Annotated in this window: 22 protein-coding genes; 9 read left to right on the top strand and 13 right to left on the bottom strand. The window is 71.9% G+C overall.

What is annotated here, in order from left to right; genetic code table 11:
- Positions 1–104 precede the first annotated feature (104 nt).
- Together ACFV20_RS20445 and ACFV20_RS20440 are read right to left on the bottom strand one after the other, a co-directional pair.
- A complete protein-coding gene (locus ACFV20_RS20445; RefSeq protein ID WP_385658430.1) occupies positions 105–1,811 on the bottom strand; it encodes a PucR family transcriptional regulator in 1,707 nt (568 codons plus the stop codon).
- A 117-nt stretch (positions 1,812–1,928) separates the two neighbouring features.
- The gene (locus ACFV20_RS20440; protein ID WP_385658429.1) at positions 1,929–4,061 is read right to left on the bottom strand and encodes an ATP-binding protein; all 2,133 of its coding nucleotides are present in this window, start codon (positions 4,059–4,061) and stop codon (positions 1,929–1,931) included.
- Positions 4,062–4,313: 252 nt separating this feature from the next.
- Between ACFV20_RS20440 and gabT the strand changes: the two genes are divergently transcribed.
- Together gabT and ACFV20_RS20430 are read left to right on the top strand one after the other, a co-directional pair.
- Positions 4,314–5,648, top strand: a complete 1,335-nt coding sequence (gene gabT, locus ACFV20_RS20435) for a 4-aminobutyrate--2-oxoglutarate transaminase (protein WP_385658428.1) — start codon at positions 4,314–4,316, stop codon at positions 5,646–5,648.
- Between the two features lie 468 nt (positions 5,649–6,116).
- Complete coding sequence (locus ACFV20_RS20430; RefSeq protein WP_385658426.1) at positions 6,117–6,779, top strand: phosphatase PAP2 family protein; 663 nt, start codon at positions 6,117–6,119, stop codon at positions 6,777–6,779.
- 148 nt (positions 6,780–6,927) lie between these two features.
- Here ACFV20_RS20430 and ACFV20_RS20425 read toward each other — a convergent pair whose 3' ends face one another.
- From ACFV20_RS20425 to ACFV20_RS20395, 7 genes are all read right to left on the bottom strand, one after another.
- Positions 6,928–7,407: a hypothetical protein gene (locus tag ACFV20_RS20425; RefSeq protein WP_385658424.1), complete on the bottom strand. Its 480-nt coding sequence runs from the start codon at positions 7,405–7,407 to the stop codon at positions 6,928–6,930.
- Positions 7,408–7,550: 143 nt separating this feature from the next.
- Positions 7,551–8,969, bottom strand: a complete 1,419-nt coding sequence (locus ACFV20_RS20420; RefSeq protein ID WP_385658423.1) for an NAD(P)/FAD-dependent oxidoreductase — start codon at positions 8,967–8,969, stop codon at positions 7,551–7,553.
- Between the two features lie 20 nt (positions 8,970–8,989).
- Positions 8,990–9,790: an ABC transporter permease gene (locus tag ACFV20_RS20415; protein WP_031105730.1), complete on the bottom strand. Its 801-nt coding sequence runs from the start codon at positions 9,788–9,790 to the stop codon at positions 8,990–8,992.
- Complete coding sequence (locus tag ACFV20_RS20410; RefSeq protein ID WP_385658421.1) at positions 9,791–10,720, bottom strand: ABC transporter permease; 930 nt, start codon at positions 10,718–10,720, stop codon at positions 9,791–9,793. It abuts the gene before it with no gap.
- Positions 10,720–11,865 carry an ABC transporter ATP-binding protein gene (locus ACFV20_RS20405; RefSeq protein WP_385658506.1) on the bottom strand — a complete coding sequence of 382 codons (1,146 nt, stop codon included), beginning with the start codon at positions 11,863–11,865 and terminating at the stop codon, positions 10,720–10,722. The genes ACFV20_RS20410 and ACFV20_RS20405 overlap by 1 nt, the downstream gene beginning before the upstream one ends.
- Positions 11,866–11,870: 5 nt before the next feature.
- Positions 11,871–13,118 (bottom strand): spermidine/putrescine ABC transporter substrate-binding protein, encoded by a 1,248-nt coding sequence (locus tag ACFV20_RS20400; RefSeq protein ID WP_385658420.1) that lies wholly within the window; start codon positions 13,116–13,118, stop codon positions 11,871–11,873.
- 56 nt (positions 13,119–13,174) lie between these two features.
- A complete protein-coding gene (locus tag ACFV20_RS20395) occupies positions 13,175–14,710 on the bottom strand; it encodes a gamma-aminobutyraldehyde dehydrogenase (RefSeq protein ID WP_385658418.1) in 1,536 nt (511 codons plus the stop codon).
- Between the two features lie 199 nt (positions 14,711–14,909).
- Between ACFV20_RS20395 and ACFV20_RS20390 the strand changes: the two genes are divergently transcribed.
- Positions 14,910–15,485 (top strand): NADAR family protein, encoded by a 576-nt coding sequence (locus tag ACFV20_RS20390; RefSeq protein ID WP_385658416.1) that lies wholly within the window; start codon positions 14,910–14,912, stop codon positions 15,483–15,485.
- Between the two features lie 45 nt (positions 15,486–15,530).
- On the opposite strand, the gene ACFV20_RS20385 is transcribed toward ACFV20_RS20390, so the two are convergent.
- Together ACFV20_RS20385 and ACFV20_RS20380 are read right to left on the bottom strand one after the other, a co-directional pair.
- Positions 15,531–16,007 carry a DUF4190 domain-containing protein gene (locus ACFV20_RS20385; protein WP_385658415.1) on the bottom strand — a complete coding sequence of 159 codons (477 nt, stop codon included), beginning with the start codon at positions 16,005–16,007 and terminating at the stop codon, positions 15,531–15,533.
- A 69-nt stretch (positions 16,008–16,076) separates the two neighbouring features.
- Positions 16,077–16,703, bottom strand: a complete 627-nt coding sequence (locus tag ACFV20_RS20380) for a DUF4190 domain-containing protein (RefSeq protein WP_385658413.1) — start codon at positions 16,701–16,703, stop codon at positions 16,077–16,079.
- 282 nt (positions 16,704–16,985) lie between these two features.
- Between ACFV20_RS20380 and ACFV20_RS20375 the strand changes: the two genes are divergently transcribed.
- Together ACFV20_RS20375 and ACFV20_RS20370 are read left to right on the top strand one after the other, a co-directional pair.
- On the top strand, positions 16,986–18,104 hold the full coding sequence (locus ACFV20_RS20375; protein WP_385658504.1) for an adenosine deaminase: 1,119 nt from the start codon (positions 16,986–16,988) through the stop codon (positions 18,102–18,104).
- A complete protein-coding gene (locus tag ACFV20_RS20370; RefSeq protein ID WP_385658412.1) occupies positions 18,101–18,826 on the top strand; it encodes a glycerophosphodiester phosphodiesterase in 726 nt (241 codons plus the stop codon). The genes ACFV20_RS20375 and ACFV20_RS20370 overlap by 4 nt, the downstream gene beginning before the upstream one ends.
- A 65-nt stretch (positions 18,827–18,891) precedes the next feature.
- On the opposite strand, the gene ACFV20_RS20365 is transcribed toward ACFV20_RS20370, so the two are convergent.
- Entirely contained in the window at positions 18,892–19,416 is a 525-nt protein-coding gene (locus ACFV20_RS20365) for a hypothetical protein (protein WP_385658410.1), read from the bottom strand.
- 129 nt (positions 19,417–19,545) lie between these two features.
- Positions 19,546–20,985: a gamma-aminobutyraldehyde dehydrogenase gene (locus tag ACFV20_RS20360; RefSeq protein WP_385658409.1), complete on the bottom strand. Its 1,440-nt coding sequence runs from the start codon at positions 20,983–20,985 to the stop codon at positions 19,546–19,548.
- A gap of 164 nt (positions 20,986–21,149) precedes the next feature.
- On the opposite strand from ACFV20_RS20360, the gene ACFV20_RS20355 reads away from it, so the two are divergent.
- The 4 genes from ACFV20_RS20355 to ACFV20_RS20340 all read left to right on the top strand — a co-directional run bounded on the left by ACFV20_RS20355 (position 21,150) and on the right by ACFV20_RS20340 (position 25,627).
- A complete protein-coding gene (locus ACFV20_RS20355) occupies positions 21,150–21,689 on the top strand; it encodes an Lrp/AsnC family transcriptional regulator (protein ID WP_385658407.1) in 540 nt (179 codons plus the stop codon).
- A 19-nt stretch (positions 21,690–21,708) separates the two neighbouring features.
- Positions 21,709–23,070: an aspartate aminotransferase family protein gene (locus tag ACFV20_RS20350; RefSeq protein WP_385658406.1), complete on the top strand. Its 1,362-nt coding sequence runs from the start codon at positions 21,709–21,711 to the stop codon at positions 23,068–23,070.
- 206 nt (positions 23,071–23,276) lie between these two features.
- On the top strand, positions 23,277–24,026 hold the full coding sequence (locus tag ACFV20_RS20345; protein ID WP_385658404.1) for an ABC transporter ATP-binding protein: 750 nt from the start codon (positions 23,277–23,279) through the stop codon (positions 24,024–24,026).
- Positions 24,008–25,627 (top strand): hypothetical protein, encoded by a 1,620-nt coding sequence (locus tag ACFV20_RS20340; RefSeq protein ID WP_385658403.1) that lies wholly within the window; start codon positions 24,008–24,010, stop codon positions 25,625–25,627. Before ACFV20_RS20345 ends, ACFV20_RS20340 begins: the two co-directional genes overlap by 19 nt.
- The last annotated feature ends 21 nt before the right edge of the window (positions 25,628–25,648 follow it).

The following is a 25,648-nucleotide window of genomic DNA, read 5'->3' as shown; positions in this document are numbered from 1 at the left end:
CCGGCCCTTCGGCGTTGGGAGTGATCTGGTCCTACGGGACCAACGGTAGGCCCGAGGTGGCCGAAGGACGTTTGTCCGGGCCGTAGCAGTGGCGCCGTCGCTTACTACGGTTTGGCCATTCGCTTCCCACGGTCCGGCTGTTCGCCGGAGGCCGCCTTCAGCGCCAGCCACAGCTCCATCCGGACGTCCGGGTCGTCCAGGGACCGGCCGAGGATCTCCTCGACCCGGCGCATGCGGTAGCGCAGGGTGTGCCGGTGGACGCCGAGCTCGGCCGCGGCCGCGTCCCACTGGCCGTGCTTGGACAGCCAGGCGTGCAGGGAGGAGACCAGGTCCCCGCGGCCCGTGGCGTCGTGCTCGTACAGCGGCCGCAGCATGCCGTCGGCGAAGGCCCGTACCGCGTCGTCCGCCAGCAGCGGCAGCACCGATCCGGCCGCCATCTGCTCGTGCTCCACCAGGACGCGCCCGCGCCGCCTCGCCACCGACAGCGCCTGCTCGGCCTGCTTGTAGGCGGCGGACGCGGCGATGGGCCCGGCCGGTGCCGACAGGCCGACGACCAGTTCGTCGTCCTCGCCGCCGGGCACCTTCTCGCGTATGCCGGCCCGGGCCGTCTCCAGGGCGGCCGCGTACTCCCCGCAGGCCGCGGCGGCGGCGCCCCGGTCCGCGGCGAGCACCACCAGCCGCTCCCCCTCCGGCACGACCAGCACGGCCTCTCCGGCCCGGGCCGCGGCGGACTCCACGACGTCGGCGAGGGCCGCGAGGGGGTCGCCGGCGGTGTCGGCCGCGGCGAGCGCGGCGGCCGAGGGCCGGTCGACGGGCGGAGCGCCCTTGCGCGCCTCGGCGCGGGCCAGCGCGGCCGACGCCGACACCGGCACCCGCTCCGCGACCATCATCCGGAACGGCGCGTCCAGCAGCTCGCCGTACAGGTCCCCGGCGACCGCGCGGGCGTGGTCCGGCTCCCCGGCCAGCAACATGCGCAGCACCGCCGCGCCGACGCGCTGCTCGGCCGCCTGGAGGGACCGGGAGCGTTCCGTGGTCAGGGTGAGCAGCGCGATGGCCGAGTGGACGGCGTAGCGCTCGGCGGTGCCCGGGGCGGCGGCCGTACCCACGGCCAGGGCCGCCCGGGGGCGCCTGCCGGTGCCGATGGTGTGCAGCTCGACCCGGTCCTCGTTCTCCGGCCCGCCGACCACGGAGGAGGCGGGCGCGGGGCGGTCCCGCAGCTTCTGCACGTCACCGGTGAGCCGCGCCGCACGCCGCCCCGCCCACTCCGGTGCCGTGGCGACGACCGCGCCGGAGGCGTCGTACAGGGCCGCCCAGCCGTCGACCTGTGAGGCCAGCGCGGCCAGCAGCCCCTCCGGGCCGCCGGTCTGGGCCTGCCGGGTCAGCTCGCGCTGGGCGGCGAACCCGGCGGTGACGGCCCGGTACTGGTCGGCGGCGATCGCGGCGGACACGGCCTTGCTGATGGCGAGGAACGGCGTGCGCCGGGGCACCTCCAGCAGCGGCAGGCCCTCCTCCTCGGCCGCGTCGACGAGCGCCTTGGGGATCTCGTCGTAGTTGACGCCGACCGCGAAGCCGAGCCCGACCACTCCGGCCCCGGCCAGCCGCCGGACGTAGCGGCGCATGGCTTCGGGGTCCTCGGCGTCCAGCTTCAGCGCGGTGATCAGCAGCAGTTCCCCGCCCTCCATGTAGGGGACGGGGTCGGCGAGCTCGCTGACGTGCGCCCAGCGGACCGGCACGTCGAGGCGGTCCTCACCCGCCCGCACGGTCAGTTTCAGCGCGGAGTGGTGGACGAGCGAGGCGAGCGTCGGGGGCATGAGGCCTTCTGCGTCAGGGCTGTGTGATCTCTGTGGTCTTTTGGCCGCCGCGTATGAACGACCTGTGACGATTCTGCCTCACCGTACGGTGCCCGCGCGCCGGTAGGGGGGAAGGGGTCAGCTCCGCAGGTCGACCAGCAGCGGTGGCGCGTGCTCGCCCCTGACGTCGGTCAGCGACAGCACCGCGTGCCCCGCCGGCACGGCGTGCGCCAGCTCGGAGGCGGACCAGCGCTCCCGCTCGACCTGCCGCACGGTCACCGCCCGCGCGGTCGGCGCCTTGCCGGTGATCACCCGGCGCAGCATGTGGACGGCCTTGCCTGCCGGGGTCTCGGCGATGATCTGCCGGTCGGTGACGTCCCTGGCCTCGGTCCACTCCTTGCCCCACACCTCGGCGAAGTCCTGGCCGTCCCAGGGCGTGAGCCCCGACAGCGCCATCCGGCAGCCGGTCGCGCCGAGCAGCGGCCCGCGCAGCGGCCGGGCCACGTCGTCCAGGGTCCGCAGGGTGAGCACGACCCCGGCGTTGCCCGAGCGCAGCCGCTGGATGCCGCGCACGGCCTCGGGCGTCACCACGCCGGTCGCGTCGTCCAGCAGCAGGCAGGCGAACAGCGACCGGTCCTCGCGTACGGCGACACTGGCCGTGAACTGCGCGAGCACGAGGCGGGCCAGCATCCTGGAGGCGTCGGCGTGCCCGCGCTGGGGCAGGTCGATACGGACCCGCACCGGGTGGTCGAGGGCCTTGAGCGTGAAGGGCCGGGACTGCCCGGAGGTGTCGAAGAACCCGGCGAAGGCGGGCCGGTCGAGCAGCGCGACGCGATCGCCCAGCACCCCGCCGACGTCACCGGGCTGCCCCATCTGGCGCTCCCGGGCGTCGAGCTCCCGCAGCAGCGAGTCCTGCCCGGCCTCCTGGAGTCCCTGCCGCAGCGCGGCGAACGGCCCCGGCGCCCCGTCCAGCAGCTGCCGCAGCTCCGGTACGGAGGGGAAACGCCCGTGCACGGCCCGGAACGGCCCGAGCAGCTGGGCGAGGACGGTGGTGGACCGGCGGCTGTCGCTGCCGGGGTGCGGGTCGGCGAGGTCCCCGACGAGTGCCTCGGCCAGCACGGCGGCGGCCTCGTCCGGGTCGCTGGTGCCGCCGTACAGATCGAGGTCGTACTCGGAGTCCTGGTTCCCGATCCGTACGACCACGTCGTACGCGTCGGCCGGCCCGAGCCCCGCACCGGCCGCCCCGACGACGACCACGGCGGCCCGCCCGGCGAGCGCGTGCAGGCACAGCGACTCGGCGAGGGGCCGCACGACGGTCCCGGTCTTGCCGGATCCGGCGGGGCCGACGGCGACGAGCGAGGTGCCGAGCAGGTCCGGCCCGAGGGCGAGCCCCGTGCCGCGGTAGGTGTAGGGGTTGCGGGCGTCGTCGACGGTGGTGCCGAGCCGGACCTGCCCGGTGACGAGGTCGTGCCGCGCGAGCCGGGCGGGCAGGTCGCGCTCGCCGGAGGGGTGCAGACACGCGGCGGCGCCGTCCTTGAGCACGGCGCCGGTGAAGCCGGCCAGGCTGTGCCGCCCGGTGCGCACGCCCTGCCAGGCGCGCAGGATCCGGGCGTGGTCGACGTCGCGCATGAGTCCGGCCCGCGCATCGGCGGCGAGCCGCTCGGCGGCGTCGACGGCACCGGCGGCGCGCAGCTCGTTCCACTGCGCCGGGTCGTCCTCGGGGGTGGTGCGGGTCTCCTGGGCCTGCGGCCGGCGGAAGCGGGGGGTGACGAAGCGGCGCCACACCTCGCCCCAGCGGCCGAGCCGCGCAGCCCCGACCATGATCACCAGGGCGACGAGCAGCTCGTACCCCTGGTAGACGACGAAGGTCCCGGTCTCCCCGAGGTCGCTGTCGCCGCCGCGCCAGGCGTCGGGGACGATCAGGTCGAACGGCACCCACCACCAGGTGCCGATGTAGCCGTTCTGCAGCAGCGACCAGATCAGCCATCCCACCAGGAAGGCGATCAGCGCCCCGCTGAGCAGCTGCCGGGTGGGGATCTCCTCGGGCTCCTCCGCGGGCCGCGGCCGGTGCCCGAACCGCCACACGCCCGGGGCGGCCTCGGGGCGCGGCGCCCGCAGCCAGCCGAGGAACGCCGACCCGTCCGGCGGGGGCGGCATCCCCGGTGCCCGGGGTGGCAGGGCAGGCATCGCCGGCACCTCCGGCGGCCCCGCCGGGCGCGGCACGGGGCTCGCATGCGTACCCCGCGCCTCCTGCGTCCCGTCGCTGTCCATCGCCCTTGCCCCCTGACCAGCCGCTCCGTCCACCATCAGCGAGCCAATCTAACGCCCTGCCCTGGGGGAGTTCACCGCTTACACGGCCGGGTTGTGGGCACCGGTCCACGAGACTGCCATGTCCACCCCGGACAAGGCGCCGCGCCGACAACGCCCACATGGAGCATGCCCACCCCTCCTCCCCCGCCCTAGCCTGCGAGAAAAGAACCCGAGCGTCCGCAAAGACCATCCGCACCACCCCAGGAGCCCCGCATGACCGCACTTCCGCAGGAGCGCCGCGTCGTCACCGCCATTCCCGGCCCGAAGTCGCAGGAGCTGCAGGCCCGCCGTACCGCCGCGGTCGCGCAGGGCGTGGGGTCCGTGCTGCCCGTGTTCACGGCGCGTGCCGGTGGCGGGATCATCGAGGACGTCGACGGCAACCGGCTGATCGACTTCGGGTCGGGCATCGCCGTGACGTCCGTGGGCGCCTCCGCCGAGGCCGTCGTACGGCGGGCGTCGGCGCAGCTCGCCGACTTCACCCACACCTGTTTCATGGTCACGCCCTACGAGGGGTACGTCGAGGTCGCCGAGGCCCTCGCCGAGCTCACCCCGGGTGACCACGCCAAGAAGAGCGCCCTGTTCAACTCCGGCGCCGAGGCCGTCGAGAACGCGGTCAAGATCGCCCGCGCCTACACCAAGCGCCAGGCCGTCGTGGTGTTCGACCACGGCTACCACGGCCGCACCAACCTGACGATGGCGCTGACGTCGAAGAACATGCCGTACAAGCACGGCTTCGGCCCGTTCGCGCCCGAGGTCTACCGGGTGCCGGTGGCGTACGGCTACCGCTGGCCGACCGGCCCCGAGAACGCGGGCCCGGAGGCCGCCGCGCAGGCCATCGACCAGATCAGCAAGCAGGTCGGCGCCGACAACGTCGCCGCGATCATCATCGAGCCGGTGCTCGGTGAGGGCGGCTTCATCGAGCCGGCCAAGGGCTTCCTGCCGGCGATCAGCAAGTTCGCCCAGGACAACGGCATCGTCTTCGTCGCCGACGAGATCCAGTCCGGCTTCTGCCGCACGGGCCAGTGGTTCGCCTGTGAGGACGAGGGCATCGTCCCGGACCTCATCACCACGGCGAAGGGCATCGCCGGCGGTCTGCCGCTCGCGGCCGTCACCGGTCGCGCCGAGATCATGGACGCCGCGCACGCCGGCGGCCTGGGCGGCACCTACGGCGGCAACCCGGTCGCCTGCGCCGGCGCGCTCGGCTCGATCGAGACGATGAAGGAGCTCGACCTCAACGCCAAGGCGAAGAACATCGAGGCGATCATGAAGGCCCGCCTCGGCGCCATGGCCGAGAAGTTCGAGATCATCGGCGACGTCCGCGGCCGGGGCGCCATGATCGCCATCGAGCTGGTCAAGGACCGCGCCACCAAGGAGCCGAACCCGGAGGCGACCGCCGCGCTCGCCAAGGCGTGCCACGCCGAGGGCCTGCTGGTCCTGACCTGTGGCACCTACGGCAACGTGCTCCGCTTCCTGCCCCCGCTGGTCATCGGGGACGACCTGCTGAACGAGGGCCTCGACATCATCGAGCAGGCGTTCTCCCGCATCTGAGCCCCCGGCAGGCGGGTCCGAGCCGTCGTCCGGGCAGGTCCGCCGCCCCGGTTCCGCTGCCGGGGCGGCCGGCGGCAGAGCGTGTGAAGAAGGTGTGCGAGGTGCATGGCAGGGGGGCCAACGGTCTGTCCTGCGCCCCGCCCCTGCCGTAGGTTCTACCCGGATGAGAGATACACCCCGCCCGCAGGGGACTGTGGGTGACATCAGGCCGGGGCCTCCCCAGCTTCGACCTGGTCGTGCCCTCGCGCACACAACCGGAGCCTGACGCTCTGGATCTCCTCACCGATCGGACGGTCGCCGCCCCAAACCCCCCGGGGCGCGCGACGTTCCGATCCTGACGGCCGCCCCGGAACTCCCCCCCTGTTCCGGGGCGGCCGTCTTCCCCTTGAGCGACACCCCGCGTCCGATCCACGTGATCCCCCCGAGGAGCCGCGAGCGGGTGTTCGCGCTCGTGCCAAGCTGTGCCCCATGCCGATCTCCGCGACCCGGGGCCGTGCCGTTCTCCGGGGCTCCGTCGCACTCCTGCTCGCCCTTCCGGCCCTCCTGTTCGTTCTGATCACCTGGCAGGTCGCCGCCGACGGTCCGCTGGTGGGGCTCGACGAACGCCTCAGCCGCGTCCTGGTGAACCCGGACCGCTGCTCCGAACTCCTCGCCGACCTGGGCAACGTGCAGGTCGCGGTCCCGGTCCTCGCCCTCGCACTCGGGTACGTCGCCGTCCGCCGCCGGCGCGCCGGCACGGACCGCTGGTGGCTGCCCGTCGCCGCGGCCGTCCTGCTCATGGTGCTGGTCCCGGCGCTGGTCGTCCCCCTGAAGGCGGTCATCGCCCGCCCGGGCACCCCGGCCGAACCGCCCGGCACCGGCTACTACCCCTCGGGCCACACCGCCACCGCCGCCGTCGCCTACGGCTCCGCGGCCCTGCTCCTGCTCCCCGTGCTCCGCACGCCCCTGGCCCGCCGCACCGCGATCACCCTCTGCGCCGCCCTGATCCTCGGCGCGAGCTACGGCCTGATCCGCCGCGGCTACCACTGGCCGCTGGACGTGGCGGGCAGCTGGTGCCTGTGCGCGGTGCTGCTCACATCGCTGTGGCTGCTCCTGCGGCGGACGACGGCCGCAGAACGGCCCCGAAGCTAGACGCCCGCCAGTTCCCGCAGTGCACTCATCGCCGGGTTTCGGGACAGTGCCCGATGGTGCAGTTCGAGGTACTCCACGCCGTCGGTGACGAACGAGCGAACCTCACAAGCGCCTGCGCCGGGCCGAACCTGACCCTCAGCCGGCCGCATCATCGCCGTCCCGGGCCGCCTCCCTCGACCCCGTCTCCCGTCGCCAGCCCCGCAGCCGCCTCGTGCATCGCCAGTTCCAGCAGGGCCGGGTCCGCGAGCAGGCCCGAGCCGTCCGGGGGGACCAGCCAGCGGACGCCTCCGGGTGAGGAGCGGCCCGGGTAGGGGACGACGATCCAGGTTCCCGCGCCCGCCGTGCGGATACCCGTGCCGAGCCAGCGGGCCGCGGTGCCCGGCGGCACGAAGAACCCCATGCGGGCGTCGCCGAAGTCGACGAGCACGGGGCCCGGCCGGTCGAGGACACGGGTGAGCACGTCGAGCGTGGCGTAGCCGAGTTCGCCGGGCAGGATGAGCACGTCCCAGGCACGGCCGGCCGGCAGCAGCGCGACGCCGAGCGGATTGCGCTCCCACTCCCAGCGGCAGGCCTCGGGATCGGGTGCGACGGATGCGAGCCACTCGACCGCCGTCTTCGCACCGGTCATCGTCAAAGACCCCCTTCTCTCTCGCGGACCTCACGGGGCGCGCGGCGCGTCCGTGAGGACATCACGAGGGAGAAGGGGGTGTCCCCCCGCCATTACGCGGGTTCCGGCACCTCGTTGGAGTGAACCGGATCACACCCGGTCGGTCAGCTGTCGAATCCCAGCCCCAACCGGTCCATCGTGCGCAGCCACAGGTTGCGGCGGCCGCCCTGGGCGTCCGCGCGGGCCAGGGACCACTTGGTGAGGGCGATGCCCGTCCAGGCGAAGGGCTCCGGCGGGAAGGGCAGGGGTTTCTTGCGGACCATCTCCAGCTCCGTGCGTTCCGTGCGCTCGCCGGACAGCAGGTCCAGCATCACGTCGGCGCCGAACCGGGTGGCCCCGACCCCGAGCCCGGTGTACCCGGCCGCGTACGCCACCTTGCCCTGGTGGGCGGTGCCGAAGAACGCCGAGAAGCGGGAGCAGGTGTCGATCGCGCCGCCCCAGGCGTGGCTGAAGCGGACGCCCTCCAGCTGCGGGAAGCAGGTGAAGAAGTGACCGGCGAGCTTGGCGTAGGTCTCGGGCCGGTCGTCGTACTCGGCGCGGACGCGGCCGCCGTAGGGGTAGATCGCGTCGTAGCCGCCCCAGAGGATCCGGTTGTCGGCGGACAGCCGGAAGTAGTGGAACTGGTTGGCGCTGTCGCCGAGGCCCTGGCGGTTCTTCCAGCCGATCGAGTCGAGCTGCTCGGCGGTGAGCGGCTCGGTCATGAGGGCGTAGTCGTAGACCGGGACGGTGTACGAGCGCACGCGCCGGACCAGGTTCGGGAAGATGTTGGTGCCGAGGGCGACCTGGCGGGCGCGGATCCGGCCGTAGGGGGTGCGGACGGCCATGCCCGCGCCGAAGGGCTTCAGGGTCAGGGCGGGGGTGTTCTCGTAGACGCGCACGCCCAGGTCCCGGCAGGCCCGCTTCAGGCCCCAGGCGAGCTTGGCGGGGTGCAGCATGGCGACGCCCCTGCGGTCCCACAGGCCCGCCTGGAAGGTGGGTGAGTCCACCTGCTCCCGTACGGCGTCGGCGTCCAGGAACTCGACGCCGTCGGCCAGGCCCCGGCGGGTGATCTCCTCGTGCCACTCGCGCAGTTCGCGCGCCTGGTACGGCTCGGTGGCGACGTCGATCTCGCCGGTGCGCTCGAAGTCGCAGTCGAGGGAGTGCCGGGCGACAGCGGCCTCGATGGCGTCGAGGTTGCGGTCGCCCAGCTGCTGCAGGGTGTGGATCTCGTCGGGCCAGCGGGCGAGGCCGTTGGGCAGGCCGTGGGTGAGGGAGGCGGCGCAGAATCCGCCGTTGCGGCCGGAGGCGGCCCAGCCCACCTCGCGGCCCTCCACCAGAACCACGTCCCGCTGCGGGTCGCGCTCCTTGGCGATCAGCGCCGTCCACAGTCCGCTGTAACCGCCGCCGACAACCAGCAGGTCGCAGGTCTCGGAGGTGGTGAGGGCGGGTTCGGGACGGGGCCGGCCGGGGTCGTCCAACCAATACGGGACCGGCTGGACGTCGGAAAGCGAACGGGTCCACTGATTCATGGCGCTCGGGGCCATGATTTCAACTCCCTACGGGGTTATGCCTTCTGCCTGTTGCGGCGGTTTCCGGCAACCATGGAAACCAGGACGAACAGTACGGCGACGACGAACATGGTCGTGCCGATGACATTGATCTGAACGGGCGTTCCGCGCTGCGCCGAACCCCAGACGAACATGGGGAAGGTGACGGTCGAGCCGGCGTTGAAATTGGTGATGATGAAATCGTCGAAGGACAGCGCGAAGGCGAGAAGCGCGCCCGCCGCGATTCCCGGTGCGGCGATCGGCAGGGTCACCCGGACGAAGGTCTGGAACGGGCCCGCATACAGATCCCGGGCCGCCTCCTCCAATTTCGGGTCCATCGACATCACGCGCGCCTTGACGGCCGTGACGACGAAACTCAGGCAGAACATGATGTGGGCGATGAGGATCGTCCAGAAGCCCAGCTGGGCGCCCATGTTGAGGAACAGGGTGAGCAGCGAGGCGGCCATGACGACCTCGGGCATCGCCATCGGCAGGAAGATCAGCGAGTTCACGGCGCCGCGGGCGCGGAACCGGTAGCGGACCAGGGCGAAGGCGATCAGGGTGCCGAGCAGGGTGGCGCCGAGGGTCGCCCAGACCGCGATCTGGAGGCTGAGGGACAGTGACCCGCATAGCCCGGAGACGCCGCACGGGTCCTTCCAGGCGTCCAGGGAGAACTGCTGCCATTCGTAGTTGAAGCGCCCCTTCGGTTTGTTGAAGGAGAACACCGTGACGACGACGTTCGGCAGGAGCAGATAGCCGAGGGTCAGCAGTCCCGCCAGGACGACGAGATTTCTCTTGAGCCAGTTGACGAAGGGCATTTAGACCAGATCCTCCGTCCCGGACCTGCGGATGTAGAGGGTGACCATGAGCAGAATGGCCGCCATGAGGATGAAGGAGAGCGCCGCGGCCGTCGGATAGTCGAGGACTCTCAGGAACTGTGTCTGGATGACGTTGCCGACCATGCGGGTGTCGGTGGAGCCGAGCAGATCGGCGTTCACGTAGTCACCGGCCGCCGGAATGAAGGTCAGCAGCGTGCCGGAGACGACACCCGGCATCGACAGCGGGAAGGTGACCTTGCGGAACGTCGTCCAGGGCCTGGCGTACAGGTCGCCCGCGGCCTCGTGGAGACGTCCGTCGATGCGCTCCAGCGAGGTGTAGAGCGGCAGGATCATGAACGGCAGGAAGTTGTAGGTCAGACCGCAGACCACGGCGAGCGGGGTGGCGAGGACGCGGTCGCCGGCGGTCATGCCGAGCCAGTTGGTGACGTCGAGGACGTGCAGCGTGTTGAGCGCGCCGACGACCGGTCCGCCGTCCGCGAGGATCGTCTTCCAGGCGAGGGTGCGGATCAGGAAGCTGGTGAAGAACGGCGCGATCACCAGGATCATGATCAGGTTCTTCCAGCGGCCCGCCCGGAAGGCGATCAGATACGCCAGCGGGTAGCCGAGCAGCAGGCACAGGATCGTCGCCGTGCCCGCGTAGAGCACCGAGCGGACGAACTGCGGCCAGTACGCGGACAGCGCGTCCCAGTAGGTGGCGAAGTGCCAGGTGACCTTGTAGCCCTGCTCCAGTGAGCCCGTCTGCACGGACGTGGAGGCCTGGTAGATCATCGGCAGCGCGAAGAAGACGACCAGCCACAGGATGCCGGGCAGCAGCAGCCAGTACGGCGTGAAACGGCCCCGGCGCCTGGGGGGCTTGGATGCGGGCGCTTGCGGTGCGAGGGGCGGTGGCGCCTCGGTGAGTGTCGACATCAGGCCGCCTCTTCCACTCCCGCGTCGGCGTCCTGGGCGGCGTCCAGGCCGAAGGTGTGGGCCGGGTTCCAGTGCAGGACGACCTCGGCGCCGGGGACCAGGCGGGGGTCGCGGTCGATGTTCTGGGCGTAGACCTCGAAGTCCGAGCAGACCGGGCTGTCGACGACGTACTGCGTGGAGACGCCGATGAAGCTGGAGTCGGCGATCCGGCCCGTGATGCGGTTGCGGCCGTCGGGGATCTCGCCCGCGTCGTCGGCGTGGGTGAGGGAGATCTTCTCCGGGCGCACTCCGACCAGCACCTTGCCACCGGTGGTCGCGGGGGCCGAACATCGCGCCCCGGGCAGGACGAGTTTGCCGCCGCCCGCCTTCAGCACGATCTCCTCGCCGTTCTTCGAGTCGACCTCGGCCTCGATGAAGTTGGAGGTGCCGAGGAAGTTCGCGACGAAGGTGGTGCGCGGGTTCTCGTAGAGCTCGGTCGGGGCGCCCAGTTGCTCGACGCGGCCCGCGTTCATCACGGCGACCGTGTCGGCCATGGTCATGGCCTCCTCCTGGTCGTGGGTGACGTGGATGAAGGTGATGCCGACCTCGGTCTGGATGCGCTTGAGCTCCAGCTGCATCTGACGGCGCAGCTTGAGGTCGAGGGCGCCGAGCGGCTCGTCGAGCAGGAGCACCTTGGGGTGGTTGATCAGGGCGCGGGCGACGGCGACGCGCTGCTGCTGGCCGCCGGAGAGCTGGTGCGGCTTCTTGCGGGCCTGCTCGCCGAGCTGGACGAGCTCCAGCATCTCGTCGACCTGCTTCTTCACCGATTTCAGGCCGCGCCGGCGCAGGCCGAAGGCGACGTTCTCGAAGATGTCGAGGTGCGGGAAGAGGGCGTAGGACTGGAAGACGGTGTTCACCGGCCGCTTGTACGGCGGCAGGGCGGTCACGTCCTGGTCGCCGAGGAAGACGGTGCCGGCGGAGGGTTCCTCCAGGCCGGCGATCATGCGCAGGGTGGTGGTCTTGCCGCAGCCGGAGGCGCCGAGCAGGGCGAAGAAGGAGCCCTGCGGCACGGTCAGGTCGAGCGGGTGGACGGCGGTGAAGGAGCCGTAGGTCTTGGCTATGCCCGTGAGGCGGACGTCGCCGCCGGGGCCGGTCTGGTTCGTCATGGTGGTCACGCCCCCGTCAGCTTCGCGAACTTCGCTTCGAACTCGGTCTCTTCCTTCGAGCTCAGCGAGCGGAAGGCGTGCGACTTGGCGGCCATGGCCTTGTCGGGAATGATCAGCGGGTTGTTCGCCGCGTCCTCGTCGATCTTCGCGAGTTCGGTCTTCACGCCGTCGACGGGACACACGTAGTTGATGTACGCGGCGAGTTCGGCGGCGGCCTTCGGCTCGTAGTAGAAGTCGATGAGCCGCTCGGCGTTGGTCTTGTGCCGGGCCTTGTTGGGGATCAGCAGGTTGTCGGTCGACGTCACGTAGCCGCTGTCCGGGATGAGGAAGTCGATGTCGGGGCTGTCCGCCTTGAGCTGGACGACGTCACCGGCCCAGGCGACACAGGCCGCGAAGTCGCCGCTGGTCAGGTCCGAGGTGTAGTCGTTGCCGGTGAAGCGGCGGATCTGGCCCTTGTCGACGGCCTTCTGCAGGCGCGCGATGGCCGCGTCGTAGTCGTCGGCGGTGAAGTCCGCCGGGTCCTTGCCCATGTCGAGCAGCGTCATGCCGACGCTGTCGCGCATCTCCGAGAGGAAGCCCACCCGGCCCTTGAGCTTGGGGTTGTCGAGCAGATCGGAGACCGACTTCACCTCGACGCCGTCGAGGGCCTTCTTGTTGTACGCGATGACGGTCGAGATGCCCTGCCAGACGTACGAGTAGGCGCGGCCCGGGTCCCAGTCGGGGCTGCGGAACTGGGCCGACAGGTTGGCGTAGGCGTGCGGCAGGTTGCTCGGGTCGAGCTTCTGCGCCCAGCCGAGGCGGATGAGGCGGGCGGCCAGCCAGTCGGTGAGGACGATCAGGTCGCGGCCGGTGTCCTGGCCCGCGGCGAGCTGCGGCTTGATCTTGCCGAAGAACTCGTTGTTGTCGTTGATGTCCTCGCTGTACCTGACCTTGATGCCGGTCCGCTGTGCGAACCGGTCCAGGGTCGGGTGGTGCTTGCCGCTGTCGTCGACGTCCATGTACTCGGTCCAGTTGGAGAAGTTCACCGTCTTCTCCTTGGCCGAGTGGTCCTCTGCCGAGACGCCGCCCTGCGTCTGGCCGGCGGCGGGGATGCCGCAGGCGCTCAGCGTGCCGAGTCCGCCGGCCGCGAGCGCACCGCCCGCCGAGGCGCGCAGCAGGGACCGCCGGGTGAGGGAGGCCCTGCCGTTCTTGAAACTGCGCCTCATGGCGGCCCGTTGGACCGCGGACAGGCGGTCGGGCTCGTACTGCTCCATGCGCGTGGTGCCCTTTCGGAGGGTGGACGGCCGTTGGTCAGGCGGCCTGCATACGGCTATCGGTCCCCGAAAACGGTGCGGTGCCAGTCCTTGGCCGCCACCGCGGTGTTGTCGAACATGACGTGCTTGATCTGGGTGTACTCCTCGAACGAGTACGCGGACATGTCCTTGCCGTAGCCGGAGGACTTGTAGCCGCCGTGCGGCATCTCGCTGATGATCGGGATGTGGTCGTTGATCCAGACGCAGCCGGCCTTGATCTCGCGCGTGGCGCGGTTGGCCCGGTACACGTCGCGGCTCCAGGCGGAGGCTGCCAGGCCGTAGGGGGTGTCGTTGGCGAGCGCGAGGCCCTCGTCGTCGGTGTCGAACGGCAGCACGACCAGGACCGGACCGAAGATCTCCGACTGGACGACCTCGCTGTCCTGGGCCGCGTCGGCGATCAGGGTGGGCCGGTAGTAGGCGCCCTTGGCGAGCTCTCCCTCGGGTGCCTCGCCGCCGGTGACCACGCGCGCGTAGGCCCGCGCCCGGTCGACGAATCCGGCGACCCGGTCCCGCTGCACGTGCGAGATGAGCGGGCCGAGGTCGGTGCCCGCGGCGAAGGGGTCGCCGAGCCGGACGCTCTCCATGAGCGCCGCGGTCCGCTCCACGAAGGCCTCGTACAGCGGCCGCTGCACGTACGCGCGCGTGGCGGCGGTGCAGTCCTGCCCGGTGTTGATGAGGGACCCGGCGACCGCGCCGTGGGCGGCGGCCTCCAGGTCGGCGTCGTCGAAGACCACGAAGGGCGCCTTGCCGCCGAGCTCCAGGTGGAGGCGCTTGACGGTGGCGGTGGCGACCTCGGCGACGCGCTTGCCGACGGCGGTGGAGCCGGTGAAGGAGGTCATGGCCACGTCGGGGTGGCCGACGAGGTGCTCCCCGGCCTCCTTGCCGGTGCCGGTGACGATGTTGATCACGCCGTCGGGGATCCCGGCGTCGGTGGCCGCCTGGGCGAAGAGCAGCGAGGTCAGCGGGGTGAGCTCGGCGGGCTTCAGGACGACGGTGTTGCCCGCGGCGATCGCCGGGAGGATCTTCCAGGCGGCCATCTGGAGGGGATAGTTCCAGGGCGCGATCGAGCCGACGACGCCGATGGGCTCACGCCGGACGTAGGAGGTGTGGTCACCGGAGTACTCACCGGCCGACTGGCCCTGCAGGTGCCGTGCGGCACCGGCGAAGAAGGCGGCGTTGTCGATGGTCCCGGGGACGTCGAACTCGCGGGTCAGCTTCAGCGGCTTGCCGCACTGGAGCGACTCGGCCCGGGCGAAGTCCTCGGCCCGGTCGGCGAGGACCGCGGCGAACCGGTGCAGGGCGTCGGACCGCTCGCCGGGGGTGGCTCCCGCCCAGCCGGGGAAGGCCGCGCGGGCGGCGGCGACGGCCCGGTCGACGTCGGCCGTGCCCGCCAGTTCGTAGGTGAGGACCTCCTCGCCCGACGCCGGGTCGACGACCGCGTGCGTGCGGCCGGAGGTGCCCCTGGTCAGGTGCCCCGCGATGAACTGCGCGCCCTGCGCGAAGCGCTCCTCGGCCGGGAATCGGTCCGGGGTGGCAGTGCCCGGGATGTGCATGTCGCTCTCCTCCGTGTCCCCTGGCGGGGCCGGCGTGGCTCAGGCTCGATTTGAGTGCCGATCCTGACAGAGGTATGGGACTCCAACAAGTGATTCCGTTGTTGATTTTTGGTTACGCGACGGAATCTGTCGACCAGGTGTCGAGTTCGCCGCGAAAAGGCAGGACGCTGTGTCAGTGGTGCGTGCCAGACTCGCGTGCATGGAGGAGATCACGGGGGCGATCGGCTCGCAGGAGGCCCTGATCAGGGCGGTCCGGGCGGGAGCGAGGATCAGGTATCTGCATTTCTGGGGGCACCGGCCGCGGCCGGACGGCCGGATCGGGGCGAGCTGTCTGAGCCAGTGGTGGCCGGCGCCGTTCACGGTCGACGGCGTCACCTACGCGACGGCCGAGCACTGGATGATGGCGGGCAAGGCGCGGCTCTTCGATGACGCGCAGGCCGAGCGGGCCGTGCTGGCCGCGAGGCATCCCGCCGAGGCGAAGAAGGCGGGGCGGCTGGTCCGCGGCTTCGACGAGGCGGTGTGGGCGCGGGAGCGGTTCCGGATCGTGGTGGAGGGCAGTGTCCACAAGTTCGCCGCGCATCCCGAGCTCCAGGCGTATCTGCTGGGCACCGGCGAGCTGGTGCTGGTGGAGGCGAGCCCCGTGGACCGGGTGTGGGGCATCGGGCTGGCCGCGGGCGACGAGGCGGCGGGCGATCCGCAGCGGTGGCGGGGACCCAATCTGCTCGGGTTCGCGCTGATGGAGGCGCGGGAGCGGCTGCGGACGGCGGGAGCATGACGAAGGGGCCGGTCCCTCAGGGCCGGCCCCGTCGCGTCGCTTCGTTCAGGAGGCCGCGCCCAGTCCGCCCATGATGCCGGCGAACAACAGGAAGCCCAGCAGAGGGAGGATCACGGTGGCGATGATGCCGCAGACCAGTCCCGCGGTCGCCGCGCCCTTGTTCGTGGCCTCACCGCGGGTGGCCCTGCCGCGGCCGATGGCGCCGAAGATGATCGCGAGAATGCCGAGGATCACGCCGAAGAACCACATGATGAACGTCACGCTGCACACCACGCCGATGATGCCCAGCACCAGTCCCGTGGTGCCCATGCCGTTGCTCGGCTGCGCGGGCATCCCGTAGCCGGGTGCCTGCGGGTAGCCCACGGGCGGCGCCGCCGGGTAGCCGGGGCCGCCCTGGGGGTAGCCGTAGCCGGGGGCGGCGGGGGGCTGCTGCGGATAGCCGTAGCCGGGTGTGCCCGGAGGCTGCTGCGGGGGCTGGCCCGGCGGGCCGAAGCCACCGGGAGGCGGGTTGCTGTAGGACATGGACGTTCTCCCCTCCGTTGTCAGACCAGGGCATCGTAGTGGCCAAGTCGGCCTCACACAGCCTGTGTTTCAGCGGAGGGACGGGGCGGTGGCCACCGGGCCGAGGGTGCCGTACGGATCGTCGTCGGAGCTGTCGCTGTTGATCGCGGCGGTGATGCCGACGGCGATCAGGACGATCACCACGATGCCGAGGATGATCCCGATGATGCCCATGATCAGACCGGCCTGGGCCTGGCCGTGGTTGGTGGCCACTCCGGCCTCGGCCCGCTTGCGGCCCTTGATGCCGAAGACGACGGCGAGGATGCCGGTGACCAGGGAGACCACGCCGTAGAGGCAGAACAGGGTGCAGGAGATGATGCCGAGCACCATCGCGGCGACACCCATGCCGTTCTGCGGGGCCGCGGGCATGCCGGGCCAGCCGTAACCGGTCTGCGGGTAGCCGGGGTAGCCGTAGCCGCCGGTCGCTCCCGGGCCGGTGGGGGCCACGGGCGGGGGCGGGACGGCACCGGGGCCGGGTCCGGACGGGTCGTACTGCGGCGTCCCCGTCGGCGGCGTGAAGCCCGGCATGGAGGTGACCGTGGCCTGGTCGTGGACGGACGGCGGCTGCGGCGTCTGGTTCTTGTCGAGCGAGGGCTTGCTCTCCGGCGGCGCCCACGGGTCGTGGCTGCCTCCGTCGGGCTGCGTCGCGTCCGTCATCCTGCGGTCCCCCCTGGGTCGATCGTCCCGTCATGCTACGGGGCCGGTCGGTGCGTGCCACAGTGCGGGGTGCGCGGGTACCGGCCGCGACCGCGGGGTGGAGCCGCGCATCGCGGGGTGGAGCCGCGCACCACGCGGTGAAGCCGCCCAGCACGCGGTGAAGCCGCGCACCACGCGGTGAAGCCGCCCAGCACGCGGTGAAGCCGCGCATCGCGGGGCCCGCGTCCTCGGGGGGTACCGAACCGCGCGGCATACGATGAAGGCGCGTCAATCGATCAGCCGATCACCCGCGCCCCGCCCGCCGCATGCCGGCGGTGGCGCCGTTCCGGGGAGGAACCCTTGACCGAGCATCTTGTCGACCCCCACGCCCCACGCGACCTGAAGGCCTTCATCGCCGAGCTGCCCAAGGCCGAACTGCACGTCCACCACGTGGGCTCCGCCTCTCCCCGGATCGTCTCCGAACTGGCCGCGCGGCACCCGGACTCGAAGGTGCCGACCGATCCCGAAGCCCTGGCCGACTACTTCACCTTCACCGACTTCGCGCACTTCATCGACGTGTACCTGTCGGTCGTGGACCTCATCCGCACCCCGGAGGACGTCCGGCTGCTGACGTACGAGGTCGCCCGCGACCTGGCCCGGCAGCAGGTGCGCTACGCCGAGCTGACCATCACCCCCTTCTCGTCCACCCGGCGCGGCATCGACGAGCAGGCCTTCATGGACGCGATCGAGGACGCCCGCAAGGCCGCCGAGTCCGAGTTCGGGACCGTGCTGCGCTGGTGCTTCGACATCCCCGGCGAGGCGGGCCTGGCGGCCGCCGAGGAGACGACCCGGCTCGCCACCGACGACCGGCTGCGCCCGGAGGGCCTGGTCTCCTTCGGCCTCGGCGGGCCCGAGATCGGCGTCGAGCGGCCGCAGTTCAAGCCGTACTTCGACCGGGCGATCGCCGCCGGGCTGCACTCCGTACCGCACGCCGGCGAGACGACCGGACCGCAGACGGTGTGGGACGCGCTGACCCACCTGCGGGCCGAGCGCATCGGGCACGGCACCAGTTCCGCGCAGGATCCCCAGCTGCTCGCGCACCTCGCCGAGCACCGGATCCCGCTGGAGGTGTGCCCGACCTCGAACATCGCCACGCGGGCGGTGCGCACCCTCGACGAGCACCCGATCAAGGAGTTCGTACGGGCCGGGGTCCTGGTGACCGTCAACTCCGACGACCCGCCGATGTTCGGCACCGACCTCGACAACGAGTACGCGGTCGCCGCCCGGCTCCTGGACCTCGACGAGCGGGGGCTGGCCGACCTGGCGAAGAACGCCGTCGAGGCCTCCTTCCTCGACTCGGCGGGCAAGGCGCGCATCGCCGGCGAGATCGACGCGTACACCGCGCGGTGGCTCGCCCGGTGACGCCCTCCCCGATCGCCGTCGCCCACCGCGGCGACCCCTACCGCGTCCGCGAGAACACCGTCGCCTCGCTGCGTTCCGCCCTGCGCCGGGGCGCGGACGCGGTGGAGATCGACGTACGGCTCACCCGGGACGGCGTGCCGGTGCTGTTGCACGACGGGACGCTGAAGCGGCTGTGGGAGCACGAACGGCCTGTGTCGGCCCTGTCCTGCGAGGAGGTGCGCGGGCTGACCGGCGGCGGGGTGCCGACCCTGGCCGAGGCACTGGAGGCGACCGCGGGCCACCGGGTGATGATCGACCTGCCCGGATCGCCCGACGTGCGGGCGGTGCGCCGGATCACGGACGTCGTGGCGGACGCCGGGGCGGCCGAGCGCGTCTACTACTGCGCGGGCGCCGACGCCATGCTCGCCGTGCGCGCGGCGGACCCGGCCGCCGAGATCGCCCTGACGTGGACGACGCTGGCCCCGCCCCGGCCGGTGCTGCTGGAGGCGATCCGCCCGCGCTGGCTCAACTACCGCTTCTCCCTGGTGGACCGGCCCCTCGCCGACCGCGTGCACCGCGAAGGCCACCTGCTGTCCGTCTGGACTCCCGACACCCGGCGCTCCATGCGGCGGCTGCTGGAGGCGGGCGTGGACTCGATCACGACGAACCGCGTCGACGTGCTGTGCGCTGCCCGCGCGAGCGCTGCGGCACCGTCGCCGGACCGGCCGGGGTCGCGCGCGTGAGGTGAGGTGGCCCCGGGGAGCCGCCCGTGCCCGTGCCGCGGACCGGCGTGCGGGTCACCCGGCCCTCAGACGCCCGGCACGGGCACGGCCACCGGCGCGGTCAGCTCCTCCAGCCGCTTGATCCGCCGCCGTACGACGTACAGCGGGATCACCCCGAACACCCCGAAGGCCATGTCGATCACCGACCACCAGAAGGGGATGCCGCGGATCAGTCCGCAGATCAGGGCGAGCGGGACGATGCCCGCGCAGGCGATCATCCCGAACTCGACGACCCAGATGTTGCGGACCGGGTCACGGTAGGGCCCGTAGAAGGCGACCGCGATCACCAGGTGCGCGAAGGCCAGCCAGTCCGTGCCGTAGAGGAGGAAGGGGTATGCGGCGTCGGCCTCGTCGAGACCGGCCCGGACCCGCGCGATCCAGTCCGTCAGCCCCGGCAGGTGGTCGCCGACGGACAGCGCCCGCAACAGGTCCTCGGTCCAGCGCAGTTCGTGGACCAGGGGGAAGGCGGTGGCGCCGCTGAGCACCAGACACACCACGAAGAAGACCAGCCACGCACGGATGCCCTTCAGCAGGGCGGCTCTGTCGCTCATGAGCGCACTCTACGCCTGCAATTGAACACGTTCAAAAACGGGGTTCACCCGGCACTGGACCTCCCCGGCACGCGAACGGCCCCGGACGGAGAGGAACCGTCCGGGGCCGCTCAGCGGTACGGGAAGGGGCTATGCGTCCAGCGACGTCATCACGTGCTTGATCCGCGTGTAGTCCTCGAAGCCGTAGCCCGAGAGGTCCTTGCCGTAGCCGGACTTCTTGAAGCCGCCGTGCGGCATCTCGGCGACCAGCGGGATGTGCGTGTTGATCCACACGCAGCCGAAGTCGAGCTTCTTGGACATCCGCATGGCGCGGCCGTGGTCCTTGGTCCACACCGAGGAGGCCAGCGCGTACTCGACGCCGTTGGCCCACTCCACGGCCTGCTCCTCGTCGGAGAAGGACTGCACGGTGATGACCGGGCCGAAGACCTCCTTCTGGATGATCTCGTCGGTCTGCTTCAGGCCCGAGACGACGGTCGGCGCGTAGAAGTAGCCCTTGTCGCCGACCCGCTTGCCGCCGGCCTCCACGCGCGCGTGCGCGGGCAGCCGGTCGATGAAGCCCTCGACCTGCTTGAGCTGGTTGGGGTTGTTGAGCGGGCCGAACAGCACGTCCTCGTCGTCCGGCTGGCCGGTCTTCGTCTCGGACGCGGCCTTCGCCAGCGCGGAGACGAACTCGTCGTGGATGGACTCGTGGACGAGCACGCGCGTGGCGGCGGTGCAGTCCTGGCCGGCGTTGAAGTAGCCCGCGACCGAGATGTCCTCGACGGCCTTGGCGATGTCGGTGTCCTCGAAGACGAGGACCGGGGCCTTTCCGCCCAGTTCCAGGTGGACGCGCTTGACGTCCTTGGAGGCGGACTCGGCGACCTGGATGCCGGCCCGGACGGAACCGGTGATGGACGCCATCGCCGGCGTCTCGTGCTCGACCATCATGCGGCCGGTCTCGCGGTCGCCGCAGATGACGTTGAAGACACCCTTGGGGACGATCGAGCCGATGATCTCGGCGATGAGGACCGTCGAGGCGGGGGTGGTGTCGGACGGCTTCAGCACGACGGTGTTGCCCGCCGCGATCGCCGGGGCGAACTTCCACACGGCCATCATCATCGGGTAGTTCCACGGCGCGACCTGCGCGCAGACGCCGACCGGCTCCCGGCGCACGATGGAGGTCAGGCCCTCCATGTACTCACCGGCCGAGCGGCCCTCCAGCATCCGCGCCGCACCCGCGAAGAAGCGGATCTGGTCGACCATCGGCGGGATCTCCTCGGAGCGGGTCAGGCCGATGGGCTTGCCCGTGTTCTCCACCTCGGCCGCGATCAGCTCCTCGGCGCGCTCCTCGAAGGCGTCCGCGATCTTCAGCAGGGCCTTCTGGCGCTCGGCGGGCGTGGTGTCGCGCCAGCCGGGGAAGGCCTCGGCGGCCGCCGCCATCGCGGCGTCCACGTCCGCCTGCCCGGACAGCGGAGCGGTCGCGTAGGCCTCGCCCGTCGCGGGATTGACCACCTCAGTGGTCCGTCCGTCGGCGGCGTCCCGGAACTCACCGCCGATGTAGTTGCGCAGACGACGCAGCTCGGTGCTCACTGCCGGCCCTCCAGTTTCGGATGTCCATTACTTGAGACACCACCCTAGTCGGCGCACCCACGTTTTCAACACCCCCGCTCCCTTCGATCGTGCGGAATCCGCAGGCTCGGGGCATCCAAACAACGAATTTCATCGATCGAGGCTTGCGGAAGTGTCGAGACCTCGTGCACAGTGACCCCGTGGCCAGTCGAAGCGCAGACCAGAAGGGCTCGCGAGAGCACCGCGAGCCCTCCCGCGAGTCCAGGAACGGCAGCTCGCCGCAGCTGGACGCCGTGTCCCTCGCCATCATCGAGCAGCTCCAGGAGGACGGCCGCCGACCGTACGCCGCCATCGGCAAGGCCGTCGGCCTGTCGGAGGCGGCCGTGCGCCAGCGCGTCCAGAAGCTGCTCGACCAGGGCGTGATGCAGATCGTCGCCGTCACGGACCCGCTCACCGTGGGCTTCCGCAGGCAGGCGATGGTCGGGGTCAACGTCGAGGGCGACGTGGAGTCGGTCGCGGACGCGCTGTCGGCCATGTCCGAGTGCGAGTACGTGGTGATGACCGCGGGCTCGTTCGACCTGATGGTGGAGATCGTCTGCGAGGACGACGACCACCTTCTGGACGTCATCAACAAACGCATACGGGCCGTGCCCGGAGTGCGCTCCACCGAGAGCTTCGTCTACCTCAAGCTCAAGAAGCAGACCTACATGTGGGGAACCCGATAATCGTGAGGACCCGATAGCCGTGAGCAAGGACCTCTCCCAGTCCGCGTACGACCACCTGTGGATGCACTTCACGCGCATGTCGTCGTACGAGAAGGCCCCCGTCCCCACCATCGTCCGGGGCGAGGGCACGTACATCTACGACGACCAGGGCAAGCGCTACCTGGACGGCCTGGCCGGTCTCTTCGTGGTGCAGGCCGGGCACGGCCGGGTGGAGCTCGCCGAGACCGCCTTCAAGCAGGCGCAGGAGCTCGCGTTCTTCCCGGTGTGGTCCTACGCCCACCCCAAGGCCGTCGAGCTGGCCGAGCGCCTCGCCCACCACGCCCCGGGCGACCTGAACAAGGTCTTCTTCACCACCGGCGGCGGCGAGGCCGTCGAGACCGCCTGGAAGCTCGCCAAGCAGTACTTCAAGCTGGTCGGCAAGCCCACCAAGCACAAGGTCATCTCCCGCGCGGTCGCCTACCACGGCACCCCGCAGGGCGCCCTGTCCATCACCGGTCTGCCGGCCCTGAAGGCTCCCTTCGAGCCGCTGGTGCCGGGCGCGCACAAGGTGCCCAACACCAACATCTACCGCGCCCCGATCTTCGGCGACGACCCGGAGGCCTTCGGCCGCTGGGCCGCCGACCAGATCGAGCAGCAGATCCTCTTCGAGGGCCCGGACACCGTCGCCGCGGTCTTCCTGGAGCCCGTGCAGAACGCCGGCGGCTGCTTCCCGCCCCCGCCCGGCTACTTCCAGCGCGTGCGCGAGATCTGCGACCAGTACGACGTGCTGCTCGTCTCGGACGAGGTCATCTGCGCCTTCGGCCGTCTGGGCACGTACTTCGCCTGCGACAAGTTCGACTACGTGCCGGACATGATCACCTGCGCCAAGGGCATGACCTCGGGCTACTCCCCGATCGGCGCCTGCATCATCTCCGACCGCCTGGCCGAGCCGTTCTACAAGGGCGACAACACCTTCCTGCACGGCTACACCTTCGGCGGCCACCCGGTCTCGGCGGCCGTGGGCCTGGCCAACCTCGACCTGTTCGAGCGCGAGAACCTCAACCAGCACGTCCTGGACAACGAGGGCAAGTTCCGCGCCACCCTGGAGAAGCTCCACGACCTGCCGATCGTCGGCGACGTCCGCGGCAACGGCTTCTTCTACGGCATCGAACTCGTCAAGGACAAGGCCACCAAGGAGTCCTTCAACGAGGCCGAGACCGAGCGCGTCCTGTACGGCTTCCTCTCCAAGAAGCTCTACGAGAACGGCCTGTACTGCCGGGCCGACGACCGCGGTGACCCGGTCGTCCAGCTCGCGCCGCCGCTGATCTCCGACCAGTCGACGTTCGACGAGATCGAGCAGATCCTGCGCGCCACCCTCACGGAGGCGTGGACGAAGCTCTGACGCCCGTCGCTCAGATCGTCTGCCTGGATGATCAACACCGGCCCCGGTGCCGCCCGTTCGAGTGAGAAACGGCGGCCCGGGGCCGCGTGCTGTCCAGTGCCGTGCCGCCTTCTGCCTAGCGTGCCCAGTGACCGATCGGCCCTGCCTTCGTTCCCCCGCACGGGGGATGGCACGGGAACTACGGATCTGAACCGAGGTGTACGCGCATGGAGGCCCCGCCGGACAACGACGTGCTCTGGGCACGCGCCCTGCACTTCCAGCACGACGACGGCTCACCCGCGCTCTGCGGCGTCTCGCTGGGCGTCCGCGAGGGCGAGATCCTCGCCCTGAGCGGCCCACGCGGCAGCGGCAAGACGACCCTGCTGCGGTGCCTGTCCGGTCTGGTGCCCGTACGGCGCGGCGAGGTCTGGTTCAACAGTGTGCCCGTGCACACCATGGGGCCTCTCACCCGCGAGCGGCTGCGCCGCGACCGGTTCGGCTGGATCGACCCGGTCCCCTCCCTGGTCCCGGAGCTGAACGCCTGGGAGAACACCGCCCTGCCGCTGATGCTGCGCGGTACCAGCCGGCGCCGTGCCAAGACCGCGGCCCTGGAGTGGCTGGAGCGTCTCGACATCGGGGACAGCGCCCGCAAACGGCCCCACCAGCTGGTCCAGGCCGAGCGCCAGCGGGTCTGCATCGCCCGCGCGCTGGCCCCCGCGCCCTCGGTGCTGTTCGCCGACGAGCCCACGGCGCCCCTGCACCGCGCCGACCGCGCCCATGTGCTGCGCACCCTCACCACCGCCGCCCGCTCCCACCGCATCACCGTCGTCCTGGCCACCCACGACGCGGAGACCGCGGCCCTCGCCGACCGCACGGTGTCCCTGCTCGACGGGCGACGCGTGCAGACGGTGCACCTGCCGCCGGTCGCCGAGACCAGCCAGCAGGAAGGCCGGGCCGCGTGCTCGCTCTCCGTCTGACCCGCGGCGCCCACCCGACCGTCCAGCTGCGCCGCCTCCTGGTCGCGGCCGCCTCGGCGGGCACGGGCTTCCTGCTGCTCTGCGCCCTCGGCTACGCGCTGGGCCACCCCGGCTCCCCCGGATCCGCCGCACTGCGACTGGCCTGGTGCGCGGCCCCGCTGGCCGCCACGGTGTACTTCGCGGTCGCCGTCGCCCGTACCGACCCCGGCACCAAGCCCCGCGCGGCGCTCTCGGCCATCGGTCTCGGCCCGGTGCGCATGATGGCCGTGTCGGCGACCACGACGGCCCTGTCCTGCACGCTCGGTTCGATGCTGGCCCTGCTCGCCTTCCTGCACCTGCGGGGCGACCTGACCGGCATGCCCTTCGACGGCGCCGCCGCCGAGTCCCTCGCCGCGGGGCGATCCCTGCCGCTGCCGGGCGCGCTGACCCTGCTGGCGCTCGTGCCCGTCGGCGCGTCGGTGGCCGTGGCCCTGGCCCTGCGGCCGCGTGAGACGGCGCCGGGCGGGGCCCGGTCGGCCCGGACGTACGGCCGGTTCGGCGCGTACCGGCGCACCAGCACCCGCGAGACGTTCGGGGCGTACGGCAGGTTCGGCCGGCAGATCGTGCGGCCCACGGGCGGCTCCGCCGCCGAGCCCGCCGCGAAGAGCGGCCCCCCTGCGGCCCGGACGAGCGAGTCGGCCCCGGCCGCGGTCGCGGCCCCCGGTGGGACGGTGAGCGCGGTCGCGGACCCCGCCCGGCCACGGACGGCGCAGCCGGACGCCACGGACCCGGCCGCAGCGCAGGCCGCTGCCGCGAGTGCCGGCCCCGCGCACGCGGCCGCACGGGAAGCGGGCGCCCCGGCCGGCGGTCCGGCCCAGTGGCTCAGCCCGCGCGCGGCGGACCCGGACGCGGCCGGCGCCATCAGCCCGGCCGGCGCCCTGGCGCAGCACCCGGACCCGCACGGCGCCCCCGCCGAGGGCCCCGAGGGTTCCGCCGCTCCCGACGCGGTCCTGCCGGACACCATCGCCGCCCCCTCCGGTCTGCCCTGGGGCATCACCGTGCTGGCCGCGGGACTGGCCGTGGAGAGCTACACGAGCCGTACCGCCCCCACGCCCCCCGATCTCTCCTTCTCCGGGGCCTCCCCCGGTGTGATGGCGGGCTGGACGCTGGCCGTCGTCGGCCTGGCCCTGGCCGGTCCGGGCCTGACCCACCTGTGCGGACGGCTGCTCCAGTCGGCCCGCCCCGGCGCCCTGCGGCTCCTGGCCGGCCGCATCCTGATGGCGGAGTCCGTGCGCATCGGGCGTCCCCTCGGCGTCGTCTGCGCGGTGCTGTCCGCCGCGTGGGCGATGGCGCTGCTGCACGCCCCGGACGGGCTCGCGCTCGGGCCGCTCACCACCCTCGGCGTGGTCCTCGTGACCGGCTGCACCACGGCGACGCTCCTCACGGCCGCCGTCGAGGCCCGGCAGGCCCGCGCCGGCACCACCGCGGCGCTGCTGCGCCTCGGCGCCCCCGCCTCCGTGCTGCGCGGCGCCGCCGCCCTGCGCGCGGGCGCGCTGCTCGCCCTGTTCGGCCCGCTGACCCTGACGGTCGCGGAACTGGCGGCGCTGCCCCTGGCGCGCTGAGCCCCGGGTCCGCCGGAAACC

The organism is Streptomyces sp. NPDC059696, assembly GCF_042733745.1.
Lineage (GTDB): Bacteria > Actinomycetota > Actinomycetes > Streptomycetales > Streptomycetaceae > Streptomyces.
Note: the sequence above shows the minus strand (reverse complement) of the source record. Positions and strands in the feature narration are given on the sequence as shown.